The sequence below is a fragment of the Providencia sp. PROV223 genome (genome assembly GCF_028479245.1).
GTDB lineage: Bacteria > Pseudomonadota > Gammaproteobacteria > Enterobacterales > Enterobacteriaceae > Providencia > Providencia rettgeri.
This window is the reverse complement of sequence record NZ_JAMPNG010000001.1, coordinates 250,502-276,263: the sequence shown is the minus strand read 5'-3', so window position 1 is coordinate 276,263 and position 25,762 is coordinate 250,502. Positions and strand designations below refer to the sequence as shown.

The window sequence follows — 25,762 nt, the reverse complement described above, 5'->3', positions numbered from 1 at the left end:
GGATACATTTATGACTAATGACAACCAAATTTTAGATTTTCTGTATGCGCGTCAATTTGCTTATGACGTATTGCGGCGTTTGTTTATGGAAGAACCAACGCCAGAGTTATTAAGTTATTTGAGAGATTCAGGATTGCTGTTATTTCCCTGTGATGAAGCATTACCCGCGATGAGAAATGCCATAAATGACATGCATAAAGACTTAAACAATAGGCAGCTAAAAGCCAATACTGAGGGTTTTGAAAACTTGCATTGGGATTTTACTCGCTTATTTATTGGCCCAGAAGCCCCGCCAGCAGCGCCATGGGAGTCAACTTATGTTTCCCGTGACAAACTGTTATTTCAAGAAAGTACCTCAGCAGTGAAATCCTTTTATGAACAGTATGGCGTTCATTTACCGGAAGGGGATAGGGAAGCCGCTGACCATATTGGTTATGAGTTAGATTTTATGTGGCATTTAAGCCTGCGTATTACTGAACTTATTGATAGCGAAAATGAAACCGTTGATTGGGTTAACGTAAACGCGTTGTTGCTCGGGTCTGCCACATTTTTAAATACCCATCTATTGGCGTTTATTACGCCATTTTGCCGCTCAATGCATAACCATGCAGACACATTATTCTATCGTCAATTAAGTTCATTAGTTGAGCTTTTCTTACGCAATGATATTAAAAAAATCAATGAATTAGTCAATTTATAATAATAAACAAAATGAAGAGGTAAGAGCAATGTCAGAAAGACAGAAAATAGCCTTGAGTCGCCGTTCATTTATAGCTTGGACATCGGCGGCATCAGTGATGGCTACGTTACCGCTGAGTAAGCAATTATATGCGGCAACACCAGAGGAAGAAAAAGCGGTTGAGCAAGCAACTGATGCGGTCACTCAAGGGAAATGGAAGCCCGTGGCCTGCTGGCATAACTGTGGTGGCCGCTGTGTTAATAAAGCATTGGTGGTTGATGGCGTAGTTGTTAGGCAAAAAACCGATGATGTAGTTGCGGACTCACCTGATTTCCCACAACAACGAGGTTGTTTACGTGGCCGTTCACAACGTAAACAAGTCTTTGGCGCAGATCGCTTAAAATATCCAATGAAGCGTAAAGGCTGGGCTCCCGGTGGTGGAGATAAAAGCTTGCGAGGCCGAGACCAATGGGTGCGCATCAGTTGGGATGAAGCATTAGATATTGTGGCATCAGAATCGAAACGTATTAAAGAAAAATATGGGAATGAATCGATTTGGATCACTGGCGGTAATGGTGTTGATATCCAAAACGTTTATGCGAAAGCCGGGGGATTTGTTGGCGATTGGGGAACAACCTCATGGGGGGCATGGTTTGAAACACCGGCGCATTTAGGGTTACTTGAAGGGTTTTATACTTTTGGTACCAATGACCGCTTTGATATGCGTAACTCCCAGTTAATCGTGATGTGGGGAGCAAACCCAGCGTGGAGCAGCCCTGGTAGCCCAACTTATAATTACTATCAAGCGAAAAAAGCGGGAGCGCGCTTTATTAGTATTGACCCAAGTTATACGACCACGGCAGAGTTAATGGATGCAGACTGGTACCCTATCAACCCCGGTACTGACCATGCTTTAGCTCTGGGTATCATGTCTGCGTTATTAGAAATGGATAGCCCTGACAACCCATTGATTGATTGGGATTTCTTACGCCGTTGTACGGTTGGTTTTGATGAAAATAATATGCCAGCAGGCGCTGACCCAAAAGGTAACTTCAAAGATTATATGTTAGGCACCTACACGGGAGAGCCTAAAACACCAGAGTGGGCCTCTAATATTTGTGGTCTGTCAGCTAGCGATATTCGCAAGTTAGCGCGTGAAATCGGCGGCACTAACCGAGTCGCATTGCTTACCGGTTGGGCGCCTGCTCGAATCCATAACGGTGAAGGATGGGTGCAAGCATTCTCAACATTAGGCTTTATGACTGGCCATATGGGAAGGCCTGGTCGCATGACTGGGGTCAGCTGCCACTTCGCAGCTGGAAATAATGGCACGCGGCTCGTAATGGCCGGAGCAAGTGGGTTACCTTCAATCCCAAACCCGGTTAGCTTGAAAATTAATCACAATGAGCTTAACCGTGCATTATTAGAGAAAAGATTCCGCCAACGTGGTGTAGGGGATGTCGATGCAAATATCCAAATGATAATTCACCCGTTTAATGCGACACTGCAAACACGAGCTAATATTTCGCAAAGTGTTGAAGCTTATCGTAAAGATGTGGAACTGATTGTAACTGCAGCATATGTTCCACATACTTGTGCTAAATATTCGGATATCGTCTTACCCGTGACGACAGAGTGGGAACGAGAAGGAACCATATTAAATCCAAGTAACCGCGAAGTTATTATAGCTGCAGTGAATGTAACTCCGCCACTTTATGAGGCGAGAAGTGACCAGTGGATTGCCAAAGAAATAGGTAAACGTCTGAGGATTGATGTCGATGAGGTTTTTCCTGTTTCGGAAAAACAACAATTTTTTAATAAACTCAATGGCGCAACGATTATTGGTGAAGATGGTAAGACCACAGAGCCATTAATCACCATTACCCAAGCGGATATTGATGAATGGCAAGTAACAGGTAAGCCACAGCAAGGCCGAATTACCCTCAACGAATTTCTTACTGTTGGGAAATACCAAGTCAAGCGTACTTCTGGTGATAACTATGGTTATATTGCCTATGAAGATTTTATTCGCGACCCTCAAGCCAATCCACGACCAACACCGAGTGGTAAGTTCGAAATTTACTGCCAAACATTAGTCGAAAAAGCCGATGAATGTGGTTGGACGAAATTACCTCCAATTCCTGAATATATCCCATCCGCGAGCGGTTATGAGGCAAGTTTTAGCGACTTCTCGAAGAAGGAAAAAGGGGATTATCCATTCCAAATCTATAACCCACACTACTTACGTCGCTCTCACAGCACGCTTGATAACGTGCCTTGGTTGCGTGAACAGTGGCCAAGTCCAATTTATATCAATGCGTCTGATGCTAAACGTTTAGGTATTAAACACGGTGAAACTGTGTTGATAACGAGCCCACAGGGAAAAATTGTGCGTCCCGCATTGGTGACACAAACGATGAAGCCGGGTGTGGTGGCATTACCACATGGAAGTTGGACAAATGTTGATGAAAAAACAGGGATAGATATGGCGGGAGCCGACAATACGCTAACTATTCAGGTCCCTACAGGGCTTGGGACGTCAGGGTGGAACACGATGCTATGTAATATTGAAAAATGGCATGGAGACCAGCTAGTTCCAGATGCTGCAATTCCACAGCGTATTATTTTTTAGGGGGCAATAAGAAATGGATAAACAAGTTGGATTTTATATTAATGTTGCCACTTGCATTGGTTGTAAAACCTGTGTTGTTGCGTGTAAAGACAAAAATGATCTTGAGGTCGGGCGCAACTTTCGTCGTGTGTATGATATTGAAGTAGGTGAATATCCACGTCCTCGGACTTGGCATTTGTCTATTGCCTGTAACCATTGCGATGACCCGCAATGCGTCAGCCATTGCCCTACTACCGCAATGCACAAACGAGAGGAAGATGGTGTTGTATTAGTCGACCATGATAAATGTGTGGGGTGCCGCTATTGCACATGGGCTTGTCCATACGAGGCACCTCAGTTCGATGCCAGTATTGGAATGATGACTAAGTGCGACACTTGTCTTGATCTCCGTGAAAAGGGCGGAAATCCAATGTGTGTGGATTCTTGTCCTATGCGTGCGATTGAGTTCGGCCTAATTAGCGAATTACGTAAAAAATATGGCTCGAATGCAGATATTGCAGGGTTACCTAGTTCAAGTATTACCAAACCGAACTTGGTTGTCGGTACAAAAGGATAAGGAGAATTATCATGCATGAATTTCCATTGGTGGTTTTCACCTTATTTATGCAAGCTTCTGTAGGGTGCTTGCTAGTTTCATTGGTGTGCTATTTTCGTGTACTTGAAGGCGGAAATAACCGACAAAGCGTCCAGTTTATTAAACTGCCTATTTTAGCAAGTTTTGTTTTGGGCTGTGTAGGGTTATTAGGCTCACTATTTCATATGGGAAACCCGCTACACATGTTTTACACCATGTTGCATGTGTCGACCTCATGGATGAGCCGTGAAGTGTGGGCGACGGCAATCTATATGGCGCTCTTGTTTTTCATTATCGCACTGCTATTGCTTAAACAAAATGCGAATGCGTTGCTACTGCTGCTGAGTGCGTTAGCCGGTATTATCTATATGTATGCAATGTCAGCATTATACACTAATACCTTGTTTAACTTATGGAATGGGTTATTTACCTACGCTAGTTTCTTTGGTGCGGTATTATTGCTTGGTGGTGTGGTAGCGGCATTGTTACTGGTAGGTTCTTTACGTCGCCATGGCAAAGAAGAGCAATTAAAACGTGTGGTTAAAATTGCGCTAGGTATGGGGGTTATAGGAATTTTACTCATGTTACTGGGCGCATTATCTCTGCTAGGGAATATGGGAGAGCCGATTTATATGGGAATGACGCCACGTGAACTTCCTGATGGTTTAGTGAATTTAAGTATTGTTAGAATCATACTTATTGCATTAGGGGTATTGTTTGTTGGTCGTTTACTGTGTCAAAAAAATGGGCACAATGTGAATGCAACATTCGTGATGTCACTGGCAACACTCTGTATTTTTGTTGGCGAGGGAGTTGGTCGGCTGGTATTTTTCTCACTAGGCGGTTAGTTCTTATTAGAAGTAAAATATTATCTGTTTTGCTTTTAACCATATGATGTCGTTAAGTAATATGCTCCGAGGGGAAATTTTCCCTCGGATTTTTTAGTTTTCTTCAGTTCTTTTCATTCTAAATCAAAAACAATAACCCTTTATATAATAAGGAATTAAGCTAGAGTAATTTCAAAATAAATAGTAAATTAAGTTGATTATCTGTAATGATTCTAATTATCATTATTGCTCTTAATCTCCTTTGTTACGTATTCCTTATGAATTTAAAAACTAGCAAACTACTCATACCATTAGCAATTTCAGCTACATTAGCGCCTTATTATGTTTTCGCTGTTGATAATTCAAGAAATGATCAAATTACAGTTACAGGTAATTGGCTTGAAAATACTGAAGATGGTGAGGTGGTATTTAATCACCCAGGTGCTCGAACAGTAAGATCTCAACAGCAAATTAAAGAATCGGGCAGTGAAACCATCGGGGATGCTTTAAAAGGGATCCCAGGTGTGCAGGTACGCGAAAGTAATGGGACAGGGGGGAGCGATGTTTCCTTAAATGTAGGGGTACGAGGGTTAACCTCACGTCTTTCACCGCGCTCAACGATTTTACTCGATGGTATGCCATTAGCCGCTGCGCCTTATGGTCAACCTCAGTTGTCGATGTCACCATTATCACTAGGTAGTATTGAATCTATTGATGTGATCCGTGGAGGGGCTTCTGTGCGTTATGGGCCGCAAAATGTGGGTGGCGTAATTAACTTTGTGACTAAACCTATCCCGAAAGACTTTTCTGGGGGTGTTTCACTTCAAACTCAAGGAGCTAAAACGGGAGGGCTAAAGACACTGGTGGATGCGTCCGTGGGGGGCTCAAAAGCGGATGATTCAGCGGGAGCGCTATTGCTGTACTCAGGGTTACACGGGCAAGGCTACCGTAAAAGCAACGATAATACTGATATTGATGACCTGATTTTAAAAACCCGTTATGCCATAACAGATAACGACGAACTACTGGCTAATTTTCATTACTATCATGCGATGTCAGGTATGCCTGGAGGGTTGACTCAAGCGCAATATAATGCGGACCCTTTCCAATCAACACGGCCTTATGACCGTTTTGAAGGCAATCGACAAGATATGTCATTGAAATACAAACATGAAGAAGATGACAAGCAATTTGAGTTAATGACATGGTTTAGTAAAAGTTATCGGGGTAGTTACATAGAAAGTGAGCATAAAGATAAAGCGAATGAAAGGCGTTTAGTTTCTTACCCTCGCCACTATACCGCTTATGCCATTGAACCGAGTTATTCGCAATTATTCCGTTTTAATGATATTTCACACGAAGTGACAGTAGGGTATCGCTATTTAAATGAGACCGCAGACGAAAAAGCTTACCGTTCAAATTGGTACCAAACGGGTACTCAAAGTTCGCGGCCGAGTACCAATGATTATTATCAACACACATCGGGTGGAACAGAAGCCCATGCGATTTATCTTGATGACACTATTGATGTTGGCAACTGGACAGTGATCCCCGGGATCCGCTATGAGAACATTAATATTCATTTAAATGATAGTTTTAAAAACCAAAATAGAAGTAAGCGCTATAGCGAACCACTTCCTGCGCTGGCCGTGATCTATCATATTGATGATGAATGGAAGCTATTTGCCAATGCGAGTACGTCATTCGGCAGTTTACAGTACTTTCAATTGAATACTAAAGGGGTTGGGAATTCCCCTGCGAATGGGTTAAGTGCAGAAAAAGCCCATAACTACGAAGTGGGGACTAAATACGATAATACCGCGCTATCCCTTGAGGCGACCTTATTCTATATCGATTTTGATGACCAACTGCTTTATGTTGAAAATACAACGGGTTGGACAAATTTGGGCGCCACAACTCACCAAGGTGTGGAATTGGCGGCAAGGTATAACCTGTCTGACCTGAGCGATAAATTGGATGGTATCAGTGTATACAGCACCTATACCTACACGAAAGCGGTTAGTAAAAAAGGTGACTTTGCCCATAAAGATTTACCGTTTTATTCACGACAGGTCTTTACCGCAGGTGGCCGTTATGAAACGGGAAATTGGGTATGGAACTTAAATACCTATGCGCAATCTACCCAAGAATCGCCAGGAACATCAAGCCATTATGTAACAAAACCCAGTGCGGATGGTCGATACGGAACAATCCCCGGTTATATGGTATGGGATGCACGAGGTGAGTACCATTTTGGTAAAAGTTTATCTGATTTAACGTTATCTGCTGGTATTAAAAATCTTTTTGATCAAACCTATTTTACACGTTCTACGGATAATAATTATGGTATCTATGTGGGGCAGCCAAGAACTTACTATGTTCAAGCATCCGTAAAATTTTAATAAATACAAGGCAAAACAATGATAATGAGAAAAATTATCAATATATTCGTGCTGATTCTTGGCGTAGTTAGCCTACTATTTTCGACTAGTAGCTTATCCGCACCTATCACGGTGACGGATATAGCGGGTAGGGACGTAATCGTCAATGCGCCGGTATCTCGAGTGATGCTGGCAGATAGCCGCGTTTTGGTTGCGCTGAATATATTACATCCACAAAATCCACTAAAAGGGATTATTGCTTGGGATGATGCGTTAATAAAAAAAGCGCCTGACCTGAGTGTGGCTTATAGTAAAAAATTCCCAGAATTAAGCAAGATCCCTGTTTTCCCAAACCCGTATACAACGGACTTTAGCGTTGAGAAAGCGTTGGTTGCACAGCCAGATTTGCTCATTTTTGATATTGGCTTAAAGAGTAAGCTCACAGAAAGTGGCACTCTATCATTATTGGAAAAAAGTGGCTTACCTGTGATTTTTATCGATTTTAGACAATATCCACTGAAAAACACCCTGCCGAGTATGACGTTATTGGGCCAAGTATTTGGTGAGGAACAACAAGCGCAAGCATTTAATCAGTTTTACCAGCAAAAGTTAGACTTAATCCGTTCAAGAGTGGCTAAACTTAGTCAAGAGCAACGTCCAAGCGTATTTATTGAACGAGCCGCTGGTATCCAAGGTGAAGATTATTGCTGTAAAACGTTTGGTAATGGCAATTTTGGTGAATTTGTTGAAGCAGCTGGTGGAAATAACCTAGGTTCCCAATGGTTCAGTATTGGAATGGGGGGAGAAATCAGTGAAGAACAACTGATTCACAGCAACCCGGACTACTATTTAATGACGGCAGCAGATTGGGATAACACTCGTAAAGGTAGTGCTTCTGTGCCATTAGGATATACCGGAAATAAACAAACTTCTTTGGCTAGGCTGAATAAGCTAATGGATCGCCCTAAATTTCGTTCATTATCTGCCTTCAAAAACAAACAAGTATTGGCACTCTATCAGCAATATTATGATACGCCATTTAATATTATTGCGGTGGAAGCAATTGCAAAATTCATCCACCCTGAGCTGTTTGCAGACCTTGATCCGCAAGCAGATAGCGATTACTTACATAAAACGTTCACTGCCTTAGAAGGTGATGGTGTGTTTTGGGTTCAAGCGGAATAATTATCTTCTCATGTAGCCCGCTTTAGCGCTGTTGGCAGCTAAAGTGGGCAAATAGTTTATTAGCTAATAATAGTTTAAGCCTCGTTGATCACCGGCAAAATAATTTTTGACGGGTGCTCACTAGAAAAATGTAGGCTATTACAGGCTATTTTCCACGTTCTGTCACCTGCGATAGTTTTACCTGTATTTGTATTGAAGTCATACTTAGGGAAGTTGCTACTAGAAATATCTAATCGGATACGGTGCCCTTTTGCGAAACGATTTGCACAGGCAAAGGGCTTAATTTTCACTTCGACAATTTCATTGGGTGTTAATAATTCCTTTTTCTCATATCCATGCCGAAAACGGCAGCGAATAATGCCATCTGTAATATTCATGGCATAACCTTGTGGGTAGTCGGCACTAGGTGGGTAAACATCAATAAGCTTTGCAGTAAAATCCGTATCTAAAGCATCACTACTGATCCAAAGCGACACCTCTATTTCACCAGCTAAACAGACATCTGTTTGTAATTCTTCGGTTTCGAAAACTAAGACATCACAACGGGCAGAAAGAGGTAGGTTATTTTGTTTGCTACCAAAAAATTGCGATAATTCACGTTGGTTAAAAGCTCCTCCCCAAAATATCGGTTGGCCTGAAGTTAAGGCGCCGCCAATGGTAGGGACTGGGTGCTTAGGGTCATAACAATAGGATATTGAGGCTGTTTTAGTGTAGGGGTGAAGAGATAATTTGTTATCTGGCCACAAATAATATGCAGTTTTTTCAGTATTTGCTAAAGGCCATTGATGGCAGTTAAGCCATTTTCCACCATGCTCTATACGCCCTTGTCGGTTACGTTTACCGCTTCCACCACCCATCATAAATATCGTTACATCTTCATGATTGTTTTTGGAATTTTCATTTTTTAAGTGGGCTTCAAACCAGTTCAACCGGCAAGAAAGCCAACTTTCACTGACATTGTTATCAAATGCGGCGATATCACCGAACTCTGCGTCACCACTATGCGTGATATTGCGGTCACCATGGAGCCAAGGGCCCATGATTAATTTTTGAGGTGATTGTTTTTTAGTAACAAATGCATGATAGTTATCTAATGTTGAACTGACATAGGCATCATACCAACTGGACATGAATAATACTGGGATATCAGGTATTTGATCATAATAGCCTTCAGCATAGATGCCGATTTTCTGCCAATAATCGGAAAAACACTCTTCTTCCCATTGTTCAAATAAATACGATTCATATTCAGGGACGTGTTTAAGCAATGTTTGTCCTTGATACCATGGCATTGTTGTGAACCACTCATGGATATTTTCTTGTTCGAGTGCAGCTAAAATATCGGGAGATTGCTGGGCGACTGGGCTTAGTTTAGCTTGTTTAAATGCCCAAGTTGCTTGTTTGAGTTCAAAAGCGCCTCCTTGACGGATCCCACATTGATAGGCGTTGGCAAATCCACCGGAATCCAGCACCATCGTGTGTAAGCCTGGTGGGTTTAGACACGCCATTGCTAATTGTGTATGAGCGGCATAAGAGAGGCCCATTGAACCTATTTTGCCATTACACCAGGGTTTTTCCATAATCCATTGTAATGTATCAAAACCATCCTCGGCTTCATTAATATATTTTGTGAACTTTCCTTCGGACTCATAGCGTCCACGGCAATCCTGATACACAACAATAAAACCATACTCATTGAAGTATTTCGCCATTTCTTGGCGTGTTATTTGCTGGCCTGATACCGTTTTTTCCGAACGAGAAGGTGCGCTTTTATCATAGGGGGTTCGCTCTATAATAACGGGAAAAGACGTAGCTGATTGAGTTTGTGGAAAGTAAACATCGGTAGATAGCATTATTCCATCACGCATTTTTATCCGGTAATTCTTCATATCCATTTTATTAATACCCTATGGTCACGGCGATAGTCAGTAAGCCGATACTGATTGCCATAAAAATTAAAAATAGCGGTAAAATATACTTCGCCCAAGTAGTCCAACTTACGCCTGCCGTAGCTAAGAAGATTAATAACCCACTGGATGTTGGTGTGATCATGTTAGTCAGCCCATTACCCATTAAAAATGCAAAAACGGTTGTTTGAGGAGAAACACCAGAAATTTCACCAACGGGGCCTAAAATTGGCATTGTGACAGCGGCTTGCCCAGAAGTTGATGGAATGGCAATGTCTAATAATAGTTGAGAAATAAACATGCTATATGATGAAACATAAGGACCGTGATTACCGACTAGTCCAACTAATTGATGAATAATGGTATCGAGAATTTTACCTTGAGAAAGAATAATTTCGACCGCAGTCGCTAACCCAATTAACACTCCTGCGATAAGGACTTTTTTCATTCCACTGACAAATGCGTTAGCAGCAGCACTTGCGGTTAAACCACTACAAAAAGTTAAAATGACACTTAAGAATAAATAGTAAGCAGATAAATCATTATTTTTCCAATGCCAGCGATTAGATGCATAGACTAAAAATGCAACACCGATAGCTAAGACAATTAACATAAGTTTATGACGATGGGTTAATTGTGTGGTTTGATTATGTTCTTCAACCACATAGCTTGTGAGTGTCGTTTTACGAATACTATAGAAAATAAATAAAATACCGAGTGTAATAAAAATAAGGTACGCTGCAATCCGCATACTTAAACCACTAAAAACCGGTAGACCAACAAGCGGTTGTGCGATAGAAAGTGCATATGGATTGGTGATGGAGGCGAGGTATCCTACCTTAACCGCAATCGCTACAATGGCAAGCCCAATAAGTTCATTCAATCCAACGCGTTTCACTAAGGCAATAACCATGGGAATAACCAAAAGATACTCTTTGGCTAACCCCATAAAGGTACTTCCCATGGAAAATACAATCATTAAGAAAGGGATCAACAAATAGATATTGCCTCGGGTGACGTGAAGCAACCGTTCTAACCCTGATTCTATTGCCCCTGTTTTATTGAGAATTCCAAACATTCCTCCGATGAATAGAACCATATAAATAAGCGGTGATTGTTTAACAATTCCTTCGGGGATCGCTTTAAACAGTTGAGGTAAACTGACGGGAGCGGCAGTACCTTCTGCTGATTTTTCAGTACCTAATAATTGCTCTAACGTGATGTCTTTAGTGATAGTTTGGTAAGAGTCCGGAATGACTTTTTTACCATCGCGCTCATATTGGCCTGAATTAACAAAATAAGTCATTAAAAAGGCAATGATAACAATAGTTAACATTACTAAAACTGGATTCATTTGCCAGCCTGGTGGTGACGATGGAGTTTGTATAGTGTTGTTTGTTGGTTGCATGGTGTTGTCTCTTTTATTGTATTAATTATGAGTCGTAACCGAGCTGCCTTGATATGCGTAAAGCAGACAGAAGCAGTTGTTCAGTCATATCTTGTTCTTTTTCATCAGAAAAACGGCTTAGTGGTAAGCTAATGCTCAGTGAAGCAATGCATTCCCCGTGTTGTGAAAAGATAGGTGCGGCAATAGCACCGATACCTGCGGTTAATTCGCCTCGGGTAATGGCAAAACCTTGTGAGCGTATGGTGGCAATTGATTTTTCAATTGAGGGATTCTTTTCAATAAAATGTGCTTGAACATCTTTAGGGGAGTAAGCCAATAGTACTCTACCTGACGCTCCAGATCCTAACGGCCGGCGATTGCCAGCTTCACTGCGTACTTGAAGTGATTGCCCTGATGGCTTATGAAGAACTTGTAAAATTTCACCGTTGTCACGTATACGCATTTGAATGTTTTCATCAAAACGTTGACGGAGTTGCTCTGCTTCAACTTCTGCGACTTGGATATAGTTTATTTGCTGGCGAGCGCAATTCCCCAAGCTTAATAATTGATGGCCTAAATGATAGGTCACTGGGTTTTCATTTTTTTGCACGAAATGACGGTTTTCTAACGTGCATAATAAACGGTATACCTTGGATTTATTCATGCCAGATAAGCGTGCAAGTTCACTTAATCCAAGATTGTTTTTTTCACCTAATAGCATCAATAACAATAAAGCATCATCAACGGCAGTGACAATATTCTCTTTCATCTTAACCTCGATTGGTTTATACAGTAAACCATTGGTTTATTTGGTAAAATTAGCATGGAGAATAATAAAAAATGATTCAAGAGAGTTGTTAATAAATTGTGATGTGAGTTAGGGTTTTAAAAAGGTTTATGTCAGTGAAAAAAAAGAGAAATGAAATATTTATAAGATAAAACAATTGGTTATATAAAACGTAAAATGAGAGAGTTTTGCTGACAACGTGAATAGAAATTATTGTAAATGGGAAGCTAATCGTCATTTATGGCGGTTATTTGGTTCACCTAGTGAAATTGGCTCGTACATCAGTAATAAATAAAAGAACCTCCAGTGAAAAAATGTGTCATTTTTATTGAATTTTTAAGGAGAAAATACGGGAATGGTAGAGATTATCAAAAAGCATCGAAGATATTTCTTAAATAATGAGCCTTATGGCAAAATGAAATTCACTTTTCTTAATGGATAACAGAGATGAAACTAGCGCTGGTCGGTTCTGGAAAAATAATCATGTCGGCTCTTGATGCTTTAATACAGGTGCAAGGAATAGAGCTAGTCGCACTGTGTGTTCGGGCGGAAAGTATTGAAAAGGGGCAGGTTATTTGCCAACAATTTGGTATAGCAAAGTTGTATACTGATTATCAAAAGTTGTTACAAGACCCTGATGTTGAGGTGATATACATAGGTTTGCCAAATCATTTACATTATCAGTATACCTTTGATGCATTGATGGCTGACAAACATGTGGTATGCGAAAAACCGTTTACACCAAATTGGCAACAGTTACAGGCGTTAATTTCCATTTCACAGACTAGGGGGCTTTTTTTGTTTGAAGCCATTACGTCTATTCATACCCCTGAATTTCACTTTATCAAGCAACACATTGATAAAATAGGTGAAATCAAAGTGATTCACGGTAATTATTCCCAATATTCAAGTCGATACAATGACTATTTGCAAGGCCGTATTCATGCTGCTTTTGACCCACAGCAAGCAGGCGGTGCGCTCTATGATATTAATTTATATAACATTTATTTGTTATCAGCCTTGATGGGAGCACCCAATAGTAGCCACTATATTTGTAATAAAGGATTTAATGGAATTGATACATCAGGGGTACTAACGGCCCATTTTGAGCGTTCAGTTGCATCTTGTGTGGGAGCGAAAGATTCGGCGAGCCCCGGTTACTTTATTATTCAAGGCACCAAAGGGCATATTCGTATCACTGGAGCCCCAAGCCTTTGCCAGTCAGTCGAGGTTTGTATTGATGGGGAAATATCCAACGTATCTCGGGATGCAACAATCAATCATATGGTCTATGAGTTTGCATTCTTTCGTGAGCAAATTGCTAGTAAAAACCATGCTAAATGCGATGAATTGCTTGAATTAGCATTAATTGTCTCAAAAATATTGCACCAATCACGAAACGATGTAGGGCTGGTATTTACATCATAAAGACATTGGCAGCGCAATGGCTGCCATAATTTGTCAATTTAAAATGAATATAAAGATGCTACTGATTTACCAAGTTTTTCTGCAAGCTCAGATGCGGCATATCTATCCATAACTACCTCAATATAGGCCGCATGGTTCGATAGTTCGGCCTGCTTAATCGCATTGTCTAATTCATTGCAGTTGGTTACACGCTGACAATACCAATCATTACAACCTAATGCGGCGGGGAGCTGTGCATAATTCCATTGGGGTAAGTCGTTGTAATAGGCTTCAGGATTTTTACACAGAAGTCGTTCAATTAAATAGCCATCATTATTTAGGACGAAAATAATCGGTTTTAAACCAAAGCGGGCAAACTGGCTAATCTCTTGGGCCGTGAGTTGGTGAGAACCTTCCCCAGTCACTAAAATAACTCGCTTCTGTGGCTCTGCAATTGCTGCACCAAAGGCTGCGGGAGTGGCCCAGCCGATAGATCCCCATAATGTTTGGTTGTGAAATTGTGCATTTTCAGGTAATAAAGCAAAACCTAACCCCATAGATGCTGTTCCCGTTTCTGCAATAATAATGTCGTCCTTACGGAACATTTTTTCTAGGCGAGGGTACAAATATGAGGCGGTAATTTGGCCATTTTCACCTTGCTGCGGTGATCCTAATCCTTGAGCTTTGAGCCCGGCATGGTTAAGTGAGGGCGCAAGTTCTTTTAATTTATCTAACACATCTTTCATCAATACATTCGGGTAGATAGCGGAACCCACTTTCACATGGTCAGAAAGAATGTTAATACAGCTTTCAGGGGCAATCGTTGCGGTAAAGCTGCCGGTGTTGAAGTCCGTTAATACTGCACCGATCCCCATAACACAGTCACAGCTCTCGACGAATTCTCGCACATCAGGGTTCATTAGTTTTCCATTATAAATCCCCATATATTGAGCGTTAGATTCGCTTAATACCCCTTTATCCATAAACATGGTGGCATAAGGTAGGCCAGTTTTCTGAATAATAGCCTCAACATCAGTCGTTAAGCCGAAACGAGCCGTTAAAATCCCAGGAATAATGCAGGCTTTTGTACTCGATATGAGCTTTTCGACAATAGCGGTAACCGCAGCTGATAATGACTTGCTATGACTTTTATTTATAGTGATAGTTTCAGGTGTTTCATCTGCTTTAATTGGCATAACAGCATAGTCAGAAGGGAAACCTAAATAAACGGGTCGAGATTCTTGTAAAGCGGTTGTAATTAAACGTTCTGTTTCGGCAATACAATTTTCAGGCGTTAAAATAGCGTGAGCACAGCTTAAATGTTGGCTCATTTGATAAAACACATCGAAATCACCATTTCCTAGGGTATGGTGAACTAAACGGTAGTTTTTTTGAACTCCGCTTGCTGGCATACCAACAAGATGAAAAACGGGAAGATGTTCGGCATAAGCGCCAGCAATACCATTTAAGGCACTGAGTTCGCCGACACCAAAAGTGGTTGATAACGCTGCGGCACCTTTCACACGGGCATAGCCATCCGCAGCATATGAGGCATTGAGTTCATTGCAGTTGCCAATCCAGCGCATATTTTCACTTTCACATACTGCATCTTCAATAGGGAATGCGTAGTCGCCAGCAACACCAAAAATATTGTGAATACCGATTTGGTAAAGTCTATCTAATACGTATTCGATAACCGTCTTATTCATCATGCTGATCTCCATTAATCGTCTAGCTTATAGTTCTAAGTTGAATTATTTTTATCGTTTATTATGCTTTAAAGGAAATCACTTAAACTCATTCTATCTATAACTAAAAATTATAGGGGGCGAAATGGACATTCGTTCATTACGTTATTTTGTTGAAGTTGTGCAGCTCAATGGTTTTAGCCGCGCGGCAGAAAGTTTATTTGTAACGCAACCAGCGGTTAGCCGTAGTATTAAAAAATTAGAAGATGAACTTGGTTATACTTTGCTGATTAGGGAAGTCGATGGCGTTAAATTAACGGAGGAAGGGGATATTTTATTGGCTCATGCTAGACAAATTCTTTCACAATTTGGCAGTATGAAAAAAGCGTTACTGGAAAGGTCAGGCCCTATATCTGGAGTACTACCCGTGGGGCTACCACCCGTGATAGCATCGACCTATTTTGCTGATATTATTATGGCTTTTAGCCGACGTTATCCACAGGTGGAACTGAAAATTCTTGAGTTGGGTACACGCAAAATGCGAGAGGCAATGCTAAATGGTGAAGTTGAAACTGCCGCCGTGATGTTACCTTTTGCTGATGACCGCTTTGAAGTACACCCTTTTTCAACCGACCGATTAATGCTATTGGTTAGCAACCAACATCCACTTGCAATACGTGAATTTGTTAAATTTAGTGAAATAGCCGATGAGCCTTTTATTTTCTTTTCTGATGATTTTCTAATTAATGAACTTGTTGTTAGTGCTTGCGGTGTTTATGGTAAAAAACCCACTATTTCTGGGCGTAGTAGTCATTTAGATTTGGTGACAGCCATGGTAAGAGCTGGGGTAGGGATAACGCTACTTCCGGACAGTATGTGGCAGAACACCAGTTCAGTAGGGGTATCCGTTATTCCAGTTATTGAGCCAATATTGGCTTACGACATTGCTTTAGCGACAGTAAAAAATCACCATCAAAGCCGTCGTGCACAAGCATGGCATGATTTGGCTTTGGATATGTTAAGAATAAGGAAAGTGTGAGCGAGGCTAACATAAAATTTGATACCCAATCGAGTATTTTCTTATGCAGCCTTCACGTTTTGTCAGCCACTACGGATAAAATAGAATAAGCCCAAATACAGCAAAGATGGCAAGGTGTATCCAACCTTGAATGGGAGATGTTTTCTGACCATTAAATGAAAGCATAGTCAGTAACATGGTGATTGCGAATAAAACAATTTCCGCGTTAGAAATCCCCATAATGACTTGTTTACCGGTAATAATGCCGATAATTAATACTGCTGGCACAGTTAAACCTACCGTTGAGACAAATGCGCCTTGGCAAAGGTTTATCGCTCGTTGCATTTCATTATTCATTGCCGCTTTTACTGCTGTGATTGATTCAGGTGTAAATACGATAATGGCGATCAGGACACCACCGACTGCTGCTGGTGCTCCTAAGGCTTCAATTCCGTAATCAGTCACGATGGCTAAATAATGCGCAAGTAACACAATAGGGAGTATCAGCCCAATTAACACACAAGAACGAATAATAATCGTTTTTTTGTTTGACTCAGCGTGGTTATCTTTCTTTTCGACATTATTGTCTGCCAAAGCATCGCTAGCTGAAATGTATTGTTCTGGGACATTCATCAGCCCTTTAGGCGGCTGGATAAAAAATCGTCGGTGACCTCGCATCTGCATCCACAAGAAAGCACCATAGATAAGTATAGTAATACCTGAAATACCAATGGCTTGCGTATGGGAATACTCCCCTTGGCTAGAGGTATAATTTGGTAGGATTAACGCTAAACCAGTCAGTAATACGATCATTGAAAGATAACTGTTGGTTCCTTGCGTATTATATTCTTGTTCACCATTTCTAGCTGAACCTGCGAGTAAGCAGATACCTACGACGAGGTTCATGATAATCATCATCACGGCGAATATGGAATCACGCCCAATAGTTGGAAAATCACCGGGACCTAGTAGAACCGAGGCAATAAGAATGACTTCAATTAAGACAATAGATAAAGTCAGGATCAGCGTTCCGTATGGCTCACCCAATTGTTCAGCAAGATGGTCAGCCTCTTTAACGACACCAAAGGAAGCGGTGAGAATTGTAATGAACAGCAGTAAAAAAATCCAAGTTGCACTAAATGCAGAAAGACTGTCATTAAGTAATGTTTCGCCACTTAAAATAAAGAAAATGACGACTAACCAAGAGCCGATTAACCGGCTCCAAGTTGTTAACGGGATGAGTGGACTATTGAAACAGAAGCGCCCCATATTGTTTTCCTTTAGAAGAAAGGGCCGTCCCTGTTGCTGATACGCACTTGAGGTCGTCCTCAAGCCGAAAGAATATTAATCGGTCATTACTATAGCATTCATCTATTATCTTGCAACTCCTGCATGGAAATAAGCTTTATAGTCGCGCTGATAACATCGAAGGGGATTGTGACTCGCTTAAACACGATAAAATAAGATATTTCTATATGACAGATTACTTATTAGCTAGCTATAAACATTCATTTATTAATAAAGATTGGATTAGGTTTAAGTATTGACTTTGCTTAAAATTTTTCTTGAATAAACAATGTTTATTAAGGGCCAATAATAATTACATAAGAAATTATTTTTGATTTTAATCACATATGTGGAATATTGTTCATACATTAATGAATTAAAAGCGCTATTGTTAAAAAAATGAAAATAGATTGTTTGTTTTATTTGACGGAGTGACAAATGAGCGCAGTAAAATATGATTATATTATTGTAGGTGCGGGTTCTGCCGGTTGTGTTCTTGCTGCTCGGTTGATCCAAGAGACGCAATCCAAAGTATTACTTATTGAAGCGGGTGGTAGCGATAACCACTTGTTTATTCGTATGCCAGCTGGCGTGGCGAAAATTATTGCCCAAAAAAGTTGGCCTTATGAAACTGAGCCAGAGCCTCACGCGAATAACCGTAAAATGCAAATTGCCCAAGGGAAAGTGTTGGGGGGAAGTAGTTCTGTCAATGGAATGATTTATATCCGAGGCCAGAAACAAGATTATGATAATTGGGCTCTAAATTACGGCTGTGAAGGCTGGGGATACTCGGATGTATTGCCATGGTTTAAAAAGGCAGAGAGTAATGAAAGCCTGACAGGAGAATACCATGGAACAGAAGGCCCACTTCCTGTCAGTGAAAATAGATACCGGCACCCATTATCAATGGCATTTATTCGTGCAGCGCAAGAGCATGGTCTTTCTTATGTCAATGACCTTAATGGGGAAAGCCAGCAAGGAACAAGCTTTTACCAGACGACAACGCATAATGGAGAAAGAGCCAGTACATCAAGAACCTATTTAAAATCAGTGGAAAAGAGTGATAAGTTGACATTAAAGCTTGGCACTCAAGTGAACCGTATCATCATTCGCGATGGCCGCGCGATTGGTGTTGCCTATCAAGGGAAAAATGGCCATGAAGTTGAGGCATTTGCCAGTTGCGAAGTATTGGTCTGTTCGGGTGCGATGGGCTCTGCAAAATTATTGATGCTATCAGGTATCGGGCCAGAGGAGCACTTGTCTTCGTTGGGGATCCATACTCATGCGAATCTACCTGTTGGTAAAAATTTTCATGACCACCTACATATGTCAATTAACGTCACGACTAAGCAGCCAATAAGTTTATTCGGCGCAGACCAAGGTTTAAATGCAGTTAAACACGGGGTCGAGTGGATGGTATTTCGCAGTGGACTGCTCACCTCTAACGTTTTAGAAGGCGCTGCATTTAAAGACAGCTGCAACCAAGGCCGTCCTGATGTACAAATTCACTTTTTACCTATTTTAGATAGCTGGGATGATGTTCCTGGTGAGCCTCTGCCCGCAGCCCACGGCTTTTCATTAAAGGTCGGGTACTTACAACCTAAGTCCCGTGGTGAAGTTTTATTGCGCAGCACAGACCCACAAGCCCCACTAAAAATTCACGCTAATTATCTTGCCTCACCCGAAGATATGGAAGGTTGCAAACGTGCGGTTAAGTTTGGCTTAGATGTATTGGACTCCCCTTCATTACAAGTGCTAAGCAAAGAGGTTCTAATGCCACCTGCTTCTGTACGTCATGATGACGCTCAACTTGAAGAGTTTGTCCGAAATTTTTGTAAAACGGTTTACCATCCTGTGGGAACTTGTCGTATGGGAACGGATACCACAACATCAGTGACTGATTTGCGGTTACGTGTACATGGTATTGAAAACTTACGTGTCGTGGACTGTTCTGTGATGCCTGAAATTCCAAGTGGCAATACCAACGCACCAACGATAATGATTGCAGAACGCGCCGCAGCGATGATTATAGAAGATAGGAACGCAAATTAACCTTGTGATAGGCTGATATAGAAAAAACAGCATAAAACCAAGGTAACACCTGAGCTTTATGCTGTTTCAATAAACTTAAGGTACGTTATAGACCAATTGTGGTACTACACATTAAACCTAAATTTATGTCGTATAATTTTGATTTATAATGATTTAATTTTAAGTTATTTATTTTGTACTCAGCGGTGTACTCATTTAGAACAAGGTGTCTGCTAAAATAGTACTTATAAGATTATCAAAGTAAAATTACATCAGTATAAAACACTAATCTATTGCATAGAGTATAACATAATCTGACAGGCAGCTTGGTGCCAAAAGCAGACATAGTTGAACTTTAAATAGGTAAACTCTAGCTCACCGAGGCGTTGTACGCACATTTAGCTGTGTAAAATTTACGATTTTATTGTGGGTATCCATATTTTCTTTTAGATTATACAGCCAATATCACTCATAGTATCTAATTACTAACGTTCCACCTTCAAATAACGCATTAATTTTAAGGGTATTGAAATGCAATATACGGCAGCATTGATAGAGTATGTAATAACAGGTTTGATTTCGCTCATATGGATAGCCTTACTCCTAAGTATGAACATTGATTTTTTAACTATTGATTACAATAAATTTAAGGAGGTACTCTTAATTATAATATTCCCCTTGGCCTACATTGCGGGAATATTTATAGACACCATATCTTCGTTTTTATTCAAAAAAATAGACACCATATCTTCGTTCTTATTCAAAACAATAAAAAATATTTTAGGGAATCAAAAAGAAAAAAATACACCTGATGATGAAAATGATTCCCCAGAACCATATGAAAAAAGTTCTGAGATATTATCCTACTCTATAAGTGACACAATTCGGACTATGGAGTCTTATGTTAGTCGAGATAGAATCGCACGGGGAATGGCGCTTAATTCACTTATGATCGGGGTAAGTATGATCTTCGTTTTAGACATTAATGAAAGATACCCGCTCATAATTGCATTTTTTACTTTAACCGTTATATCCATAGTAATAAGGGGGCGTTTAAAGGGACTATCAGATAGTTTTAAGTTAAAAGCAATTTACAACTTACGGTTGCGAAATTCTAAGAAAAATTAAGTATACATGTAGCGGTTTAATAAATTTGTCCACCTGAATCGAGGTGATATATTCACCTCAGAACAATAAAGGAGCCTTAATGTATAAACGAAATTTTAGTACGGAATTTAAACGCGAACCCCAGTAAAATCTATCCAGAGTTAATTAATTCTGGGCTAAATACCAACATGTAAAATATATGTTTCAGTGAATAAAAATTTTCGTTTAGTGGGGCAACTATAATTCAAGCTTCCGCTCCTCGCTCATAGCAGTCCCTTTGTGTTGTTTCGGCAGCCATGTGTCAGAAGCGGGCGTTCCCAGATCCGCGGAGATTTGTTATATTGCGCACTTGTTTTCTTCGATAAATACTCATCGAAAAGTAAGATGACATTAGCGTTTTCCTCATATTAATAACATAAAAAGGAACAGGTGTGATTCAGTTAAGAGAAGCTCAGTACAGTGATGCCAATGCAATTGCACATCTGCATGCCGCCGGATGGCGAGATACATATAAAAATGTGATGTCTTCAGACTTCCTTGAAAATCATGCGCAGAATGAGCGACTTTCCCACTGGCAGTCTGTATTGAAACAATGTAGCCAGGATGTGGCTGTCTTTGTCGCAGAGAAAGAAGGTAACGTTGAAGGATTTATATGTGCAATCCTCAATAAGGACGCTCAGTGGGGTAGTTACATAGACAGCTTACATGTAAGTTCCGCACTGCGAGGTCAGGGAGCAGGAAAAAAATTGCTCCATCATGCGGCAGAATGGATATGTAGCGAAGATTCTAACTCACCGCTTTATCTGTGGGTTTTTGAAGATAACGTCAGAGCCTCACAACTTTACCTGAAGCTGGGAGGCGTTATTACGGAGCATGCAATATCCGATATGCCTTCGTCAGATAATGCCCCTGTTTTCAGAATCAGCTGGAAAAATGCCACTCAACTTGTGATGAGCACCTGCTGACCCATCCAGTAGCTAAAAGTTAAGAAACGATATTCAGGGAATGTCAGCAGTTCGCTCAAACCAGACTGTCAGATTTAATTGTGCTAATAGTTTAACTGTTAGCACAATTCTGAATAACGTGAGGCTAAAACTGACTTTTCCAATAAATCAAGTACCGCAAATAATCCCCGCCATCTTCTTGCAGCCCGTGCACCAATGGCTTCATACTTTTATGAGGTAAATCAGGCCACTCACCAATCCCTCTTGGCTGATGAATATTTTCCTCTGATAGGTTTTCCCATCCATCCTCATTCGGTACCCATAAACCTTGCCATTCTTTTTGTGCTATTCGAGGTAGCTTCCATCAGGGCTGATAGCTAATGCGCCCATGTTGTCGTAACACGTCCAATGGAGTTTCAGGACGCAGCGTGGCAAGGAAACGGTAAGAACTGGCGTTGTTGCGGAGCGTATCCTGATAAATGTCATCGGTGTGGGTATCAATCAGGTATTCAAACGGTGAGACAGATTTCAAGATATTGGTTGTACCACCTTCGATCTCGATTTCTTCAACCCAGACCACAATACGCTGCCAGACGATAGCCTGAATCAAGCAACGGTATTCTAAGGATTGTGTATCTAGTGGTAATTCAGTGAATAACGGTGTCTGTATTGTCTCAATAGCTGCTGCAAAGGCTGATGCATCAAAAGATCGGTAGTGAGTTGGGTATCCCAGCACTTTACGATAATCATACTGATTCAAGGGCGTAATCACACCCAAATATTCAAGTTGATGAATAATGCGCTCAGCACGATGAAATCCTATCCGAAAATGGCGCTGTAAACGTCTCGGTGACGCTCTGTTAATGAGAATGACATAATCAATAGCTTTAGCTGTCAATGGGTCATAGCTGCTGTCTAGCGTGTTGTGATGAGATAACTGCATAGTGCCTCTGAGTTAGTGACGAAAATACAGTTATTAAAATAACAAAAGATATCAAAAGATACTAATCCAATTCTTCCTGTTTCATTGTGAGCGCATTTTTTAATAGTACTTTTCTTTTCTCAACTGACAGTGATTTATAGATTTCAAGTAAAAGGTTAAGATCTGCACTTTCAGAAGATAGTGTGTTTTGCTTGATGAGCTCTTTTTCATCCGTGTTTAGGATCACCTTAAATGCATCAATATGATAGAGGTCGCCGCGCTTATTAGGGTTCTTCTTGCGAAAGTGGGGATGAAGGGCTGTGATTGATTCTAGACGGACTCTAACGCCTTTCGCGGTGGTAGGGATATCCATCTCTTTATATTCAGGGTAACGTGTTGGATCGTCAGCTTTTTCTTTTCCTATAGCCGCAAGCTCCCCACTGGTAAACCAGAGCTTGGGCGCATTATCCATTTCAGTTAGTTGTTTTTTATCAGTCATGATTTTTATAAATCTCATATATATCAAAAGGATAAAATAACCGCACTAGAAAGATGTTAAAATCATAAAGATATCTATTGATAATTCCCTTTAATTGGTTTTTAATAGACGAGGAATTAAACAGTGGAGTTATTACTATGTCTAACCCTGTAGCATCTCAAAAAAAGCCCCGAAAAGGAAGCGCTGCGGATTGGCACCGTGCGGATATTGTGGCGGCTTTGCATAAAAAAGGGGTCACACTAGCGCAATTATCTCGTGAGCATGGTCTTTCTTCTCGGACGTTGAATAATGCGCTAGAGAGAGCTTACCCCAGAGCTGAACAGATTATTGCGGATGTGATTGGCACGGCTCCTGAAACAATATGGCCGAGTCGTTACATCAATAAGCCATCCTCTAATAATCATAGAAGGTCATTGAAATAGCCTAAATATTTACCCTTGCTTATCGGTAAGGCATTGCACCCATTCTAACGTCAACACCATGGAAAAAACCCTTAATTCATTTAATTGAAGGAACAGTCATGTCTATCAAAAATAAATTGCAAAAAATCCGAGAAGAAAACGAAGCGAAAGGATTAAATGATCCAGCTTTATTTAAACAGCGTTTGCTCAACGGGGGCTTTGGATTAGCTAAAACCTTTTGGCTATTTTGGTTTTTTCCGATTTTATTCTTAAATATCGTTGAGTTTTTTATTACTAAAAAGGTGACACTGAATAAAGTAGAAGCATTGATTCTTATTTGGGATGTTTGCTGTTTTTACTTTATCGTGAAAATACCGAATCGTCGCGCGTGGTATTACGTGGCGTTGGTTGTGATTTCACTCGATATATTAGCAGGGATCACCGTGAATTTTCTGCTGTAAGGTGACAATGTGAAAACGAAACTTAGCCAATGGATGAAATCAAGCATATTAACTGCGATGGTTGGTTTAACGGGATGTAATGAGAGTACCATTAATTGCAATAGTGATGGTGCAAAAGCATTAGCGTTACAAGTGGTCAATCAACATGTCGGTTGGGCGATGTATGAGCAGCTTGTGAATGTGCGAACGCAACGTCAAAATACACAACGAGGCGTTTATCTCTGTGCTGCGGAAGCAACAGGAAAAGCAGGCTCTGTCACGGTAATTTATTCCGTGCAACTTACCGATGATAAAAAAAGTTTTGTAGTTACGTTACTCAACGGTTAATCGCTATGCCAGCCTATTATTTAGGCTGGCATTTTACCCTTTGACTTTTCTATTCTTTCATTCACTTTCCACGTCAATATTCCCCCGCCATAAATAAAAATTACGGTAGATATATCAAAATAGCAATGATGGCTAAATGTATGTAACTACCTGATTATTAATAATAAATAGCTTTACTTTGCTAGTGGTTATGGTAAAATATTAGCATGGCACTATACCCAAAATATGATTGGGTTGTGCTTATACAGTTTATTTCCACTTTTTTATTTAAAGGCAACTTTATATGACTATTCATCAGTCAGGGCTACGCTTGCCTATCGCACAAGCTTTTAGCCAATTGTTATTACATGAACTGGATAATTCAGTGATTAACTCAGCGATTGATTTAACCACTGTTCGAGCGGTTACAATGAATTTTCGAGACCCATTGTATAGTGCTGAAACAGGCGGCTTCCATCCTGTCGAAATACGTTTGTTACGGCAGCATGAGCAATGGCAGTTTGATTATGTGACCGATTTTTCATTCATGGGGAGCTATTATCCTGAGCTTGAAAAGGAACTCGATATTTGTTGGTCGCAGGGTTATGTTTATCATTTTTTGATGGGGGATATTGATGAAGAAGAGGGGGGAGCACTGTTTGAACTGTGGCAACGCAATTTTATTCAATATAACAAAATGAAATGTTATGAAGTCAGTATTCAGTGGGAAACACACTAATTAAGTAAAAAATAATACCAGCGCTGGTTATTCCATAAAGTACAGTACAATCAATAGAAGGTTTGAGTTGATGTTGATACCGTCCAAGCAAGGGGATTTAGATTGCCTCTGTGGGATTTACAGTCTGGTGAATATGAGTACATGGTTCTATGGCGACCGCATTAAGCCCCGCCCGTTATTTAATTATCTTTTGCGTGAATACAGCGAATACTGGTCACTGTACAAGTGTTTAACCCAAGGTATTGATATTCCTGAAATGGATTACTTGATTAAGCGCCTAACCTCAAAATACCCATCACAAGCCCCTCTACGCATCACCACGCCATTTCGTTACAAAGATGGGCTTACTACACAAAAAATACTGTCTGCTTGTCAGGCGTTCTTAGGCGCTCATACAACGTCACGTCGGCTTATTCTTCTGGGTGATCAGTGGCATTGGTCGCTGGTGGAACATATGGACAGTGACTATCTCTATTTCTTTGATAGCCACCAGCAAGACAGGGTAAGCCGCACCCGTTATGGTTTACGAGGTAACAAGGTACGGCGGTTGTATAGTGAATCAATATATTGGGTTGAAATATCACCTTTATAAG

Annotated in this window: 23 protein-coding genes; 16 read left to right on the top strand and 7 right to left on the bottom strand. The window is 40.6% G+C overall.

From position 1 onward, the window contains the following. The first annotated feature begins 10 nt into the window (after positions 1 to 10). The 6 genes from PR767_RS01305 to PR767_RS01280 all read left to right on the top strand — a co-directional run bounded on the left by PR767_RS01305 (position 11) and on the right by PR767_RS01280 (position 8,278). On the top strand, positions 11 to 700 hold the full coding sequence (locus PR767_RS01305; RefSeq protein WP_123382019.1) for a TorD/DmsD family molecular chaperone: 690 nt from the start codon (positions 11 to 13) through the stop codon (positions 698 to 700). A gap of 28 nt (positions 701 to 728) precedes the next feature. Further along, complete coding sequence (locus PR767_RS01300; RefSeq protein ID WP_272519778.1) at positions 729 to 3,311, top strand: molybdopterin-dependent oxidoreductase; 2,583 nt, start codon at positions 729 to 731, stop codon at positions 3,309 to 3,311. 13 nt (positions 3,312 to 3,324) lie between these two features. Beyond that, the gene (locus PR767_RS01295; protein WP_004264054.1) at positions 3,325 to 3,867 is read left to right on the top strand and encodes a DMSO/selenate family reductase complex B subunit; all 543 of its coding nucleotides are present in this window, start codon (positions 3,325 to 3,327) and stop codon (positions 3,865 to 3,867) included. 11 nt (positions 3,868 to 3,878) lie between these two features. Further along, on the top strand, positions 3,879 to 4,733 hold the full coding sequence (locus PR767_RS01290) for a dimethyl sulfoxide reductase anchor subunit family protein (protein WP_272519777.1): 855 nt from the start codon (positions 3,879 to 3,881) through the stop codon (positions 4,731 to 4,733). A gap of 257 nt (positions 4,734 to 4,990) precedes the next feature. Next, positions 4,991 to 7,114 (top strand): TonB-dependent receptor family protein, encoded by a 2,124-nt coding sequence (locus tag PR767_RS01285; protein WP_109911293.1) that lies wholly within the window; start codon positions 4,991 to 4,993, stop codon positions 7,112 to 7,114. 18 nt (positions 7,115 to 7,132) lie between these two features. Beyond that, positions 7,133 to 8,278, top strand: coding sequence for an ABC transporter substrate-binding protein (locus PR767_RS01280; RefSeq protein WP_272519776.1), 1,146 nt, complete (start codon positions 7,133 to 7,135; stop codon positions 8,276 to 8,278). Between the two features lie 74 nt (positions 8,279 to 8,352). Here PR767_RS01280 and PR767_RS01275 read toward each other — a convergent pair whose 3' ends face one another. Genes PR767_RS01275 through PR767_RS01265 form a run of 3 tightly spaced genes read right to left on the bottom strand, consistent with a single transcriptional unit; the run spans position 8,353 to position 12,341 of the window. Beyond that, a complete protein-coding gene (locus PR767_RS01275; protein WP_222959724.1) occupies positions 8,353 to 10,173 on the bottom strand; it encodes a CocE/NonD family hydrolase in 1,821 nt (606 codons plus the stop codon). 4 nt (positions 10,174 to 10,177) lie between these two features. Next, positions 10,178 to 11,593 (bottom strand): YfcC family protein, encoded by a 1,416-nt coding sequence (locus PR767_RS01270; RefSeq protein ID WP_226537839.1) that lies wholly within the window; start codon positions 11,591 to 11,593, stop codon positions 10,178 to 10,180. Between the two features lie 25 nt (positions 11,594 to 11,618). Next, entirely contained in the window at positions 11,619 to 12,341 is a 723-nt protein-coding gene (locus PR767_RS01265) for an IclR family transcriptional regulator (RefSeq protein WP_004910559.1), read from the bottom strand. Positions 12,342 to 12,806: 465 nt separating this feature from the next. Between PR767_RS01265 and PR767_RS01260 the strand changes: the two genes are divergently transcribed. After that, entirely contained in the window at positions 12,807 to 13,787 is a 981-nt protein-coding gene (locus PR767_RS01260; protein ID WP_109911295.1) for a Gfo/Idh/MocA family protein, read from the top strand. A 38-nt stretch (positions 13,788 to 13,825) separates the two neighbouring features. On the opposite strand, the gene PR767_RS01255 is transcribed toward PR767_RS01260, so the two are convergent. Continuing rightward, positions 13,826 to 15,475 (bottom strand): alpha-keto acid decarboxylase family protein, encoded by a 1,650-nt coding sequence (locus PR767_RS01255; RefSeq protein ID WP_272519856.1) that lies wholly within the window; start codon positions 15,473 to 15,475, stop codon positions 13,826 to 13,828. A 124-nt stretch (positions 15,476 to 15,599) separates the two neighbouring features. Here PR767_RS01255 and PR767_RS01250 point away from each other — a divergent pair, with 124 nt between their 5' ends. Next, the gene (locus PR767_RS01250) at positions 15,600 to 16,493 is read left to right on the top strand and encodes a LysR family transcriptional regulator (RefSeq protein WP_110731893.1); all 894 of its coding nucleotides are present in this window, start codon (positions 15,600 to 15,602) and stop codon (positions 16,491 to 16,493) included. A 69-nt stretch (positions 16,494 to 16,562) separates the two neighbouring features. On the opposite strand, the gene PR767_RS01245 is transcribed toward PR767_RS01250, so the two are convergent. Continuing rightward, positions 16,563 to 17,741: a calcium:proton antiporter gene (locus PR767_RS01245; protein WP_110731894.1), complete on the bottom strand. Its 1,179-nt coding sequence runs from the start codon at positions 17,739 to 17,741 to the stop codon at positions 16,563 to 16,565. Between the two features lie 456 nt (positions 17,742 to 18,197). Between PR767_RS01245 and PR767_RS01240 the strand changes: the two genes are divergently transcribed. The 3 genes from PR767_RS01240 to PR767_RS01230 all read left to right on the top strand — a co-directional run bounded on the left by PR767_RS01240 (position 18,198) and on the right by PR767_RS01230 (position 21,862). Further along, a complete protein-coding gene (locus PR767_RS01240) occupies positions 18,198 to 19,811 on the top strand; it encodes a GMC family oxidoreductase (protein WP_272519775.1) in 1,614 nt (537 codons plus the stop codon). 510 nt (positions 19,812 to 20,321) lie between these two features. After that, on the top strand, positions 20,322 to 20,918 hold the full coding sequence (locus PR767_RS01235) for a hypothetical protein (RefSeq protein ID WP_272519774.1): 597 nt from the start codon (positions 20,322 to 20,324) through the stop codon (positions 20,916 to 20,918). Between the two features lie 500 nt (positions 20,919 to 21,418). Next, a complete protein-coding gene (locus PR767_RS01230; protein ID WP_204163279.1) occupies positions 21,419 to 21,862 on the top strand; it encodes a GNAT family N-acetyltransferase in 444 nt (147 codons plus the stop codon). Between the two features lie 343 nt (positions 21,863 to 22,205). Here the strand turns inward: PR767_RS01230 and PR767_RS01225 are convergent, their stop codons facing one another. Further along, the gene (locus tag PR767_RS01225; protein ID WP_272519773.1) at positions 22,206 to 22,784 is read right to left on the bottom strand and encodes a DNA translocase FtsK; all 579 of its coding nucleotides are present in this window, start codon (positions 22,782 to 22,784) and stop codon (positions 22,206 to 22,208) included. 61 nt (positions 22,785 to 22,845) lie between these two features. Continuing rightward, positions 22,846 to 23,262 (bottom strand): hypothetical protein, encoded by a 417-nt coding sequence (locus PR767_RS01220; RefSeq protein WP_004910574.1) that lies wholly within the window; start codon positions 23,260 to 23,262, stop codon positions 22,846 to 22,848. A 137-nt stretch (positions 23,263 to 23,399) separates the two neighbouring features. On the opposite strand from PR767_RS01220, the gene PR767_RS01215 reads away from it, so the two are divergent. From PR767_RS01215 to PR767_RS01195, 5 genes are all read left to right on the top strand, one after another. After that, the gene (locus tag PR767_RS01215) at positions 23,400 to 23,684 is read left to right on the top strand and encodes a helix-turn-helix domain-containing protein (RefSeq protein ID WP_087802311.1); all 285 of its coding nucleotides are present in this window, start codon (positions 23,400 to 23,402) and stop codon (positions 23,682 to 23,684) included. Between the two features lie 98 nt (positions 23,685 to 23,782). After that, on the top strand, positions 23,783 to 24,124 hold the full coding sequence (locus PR767_RS01210) for a hypothetical protein (RefSeq protein ID WP_272519772.1): 342 nt from the start codon (positions 23,783 to 23,785) through the stop codon (positions 24,122 to 24,124). A gap of 9 nt (positions 24,125 to 24,133) precedes the next feature. After that, entirely contained in the window at positions 24,134 to 24,451 is a 318-nt protein-coding gene (locus PR767_RS01205; protein ID WP_272519771.1) for a hypothetical protein, read from the top strand. A 283-nt stretch (positions 24,452 to 24,734) separates the two neighbouring features. After that, positions 24,735 to 25,169: a DUF2787 family protein gene (locus PR767_RS01200; protein ID WP_272519770.1), complete on the top strand. Its 435-nt coding sequence runs from the start codon at positions 24,735 to 24,737 to the stop codon at positions 25,167 to 25,169. A 70-nt stretch (positions 25,170 to 25,239) separates the two neighbouring features. Beyond that, positions 25,240 to 25,761, top strand: a complete 522-nt coding sequence (locus PR767_RS01195; protein WP_272519769.1) for a hypothetical protein — start codon at positions 25,240 to 25,242, stop codon at positions 25,759 to 25,761. Position 25,762 lies beyond the last annotated feature (1 nt).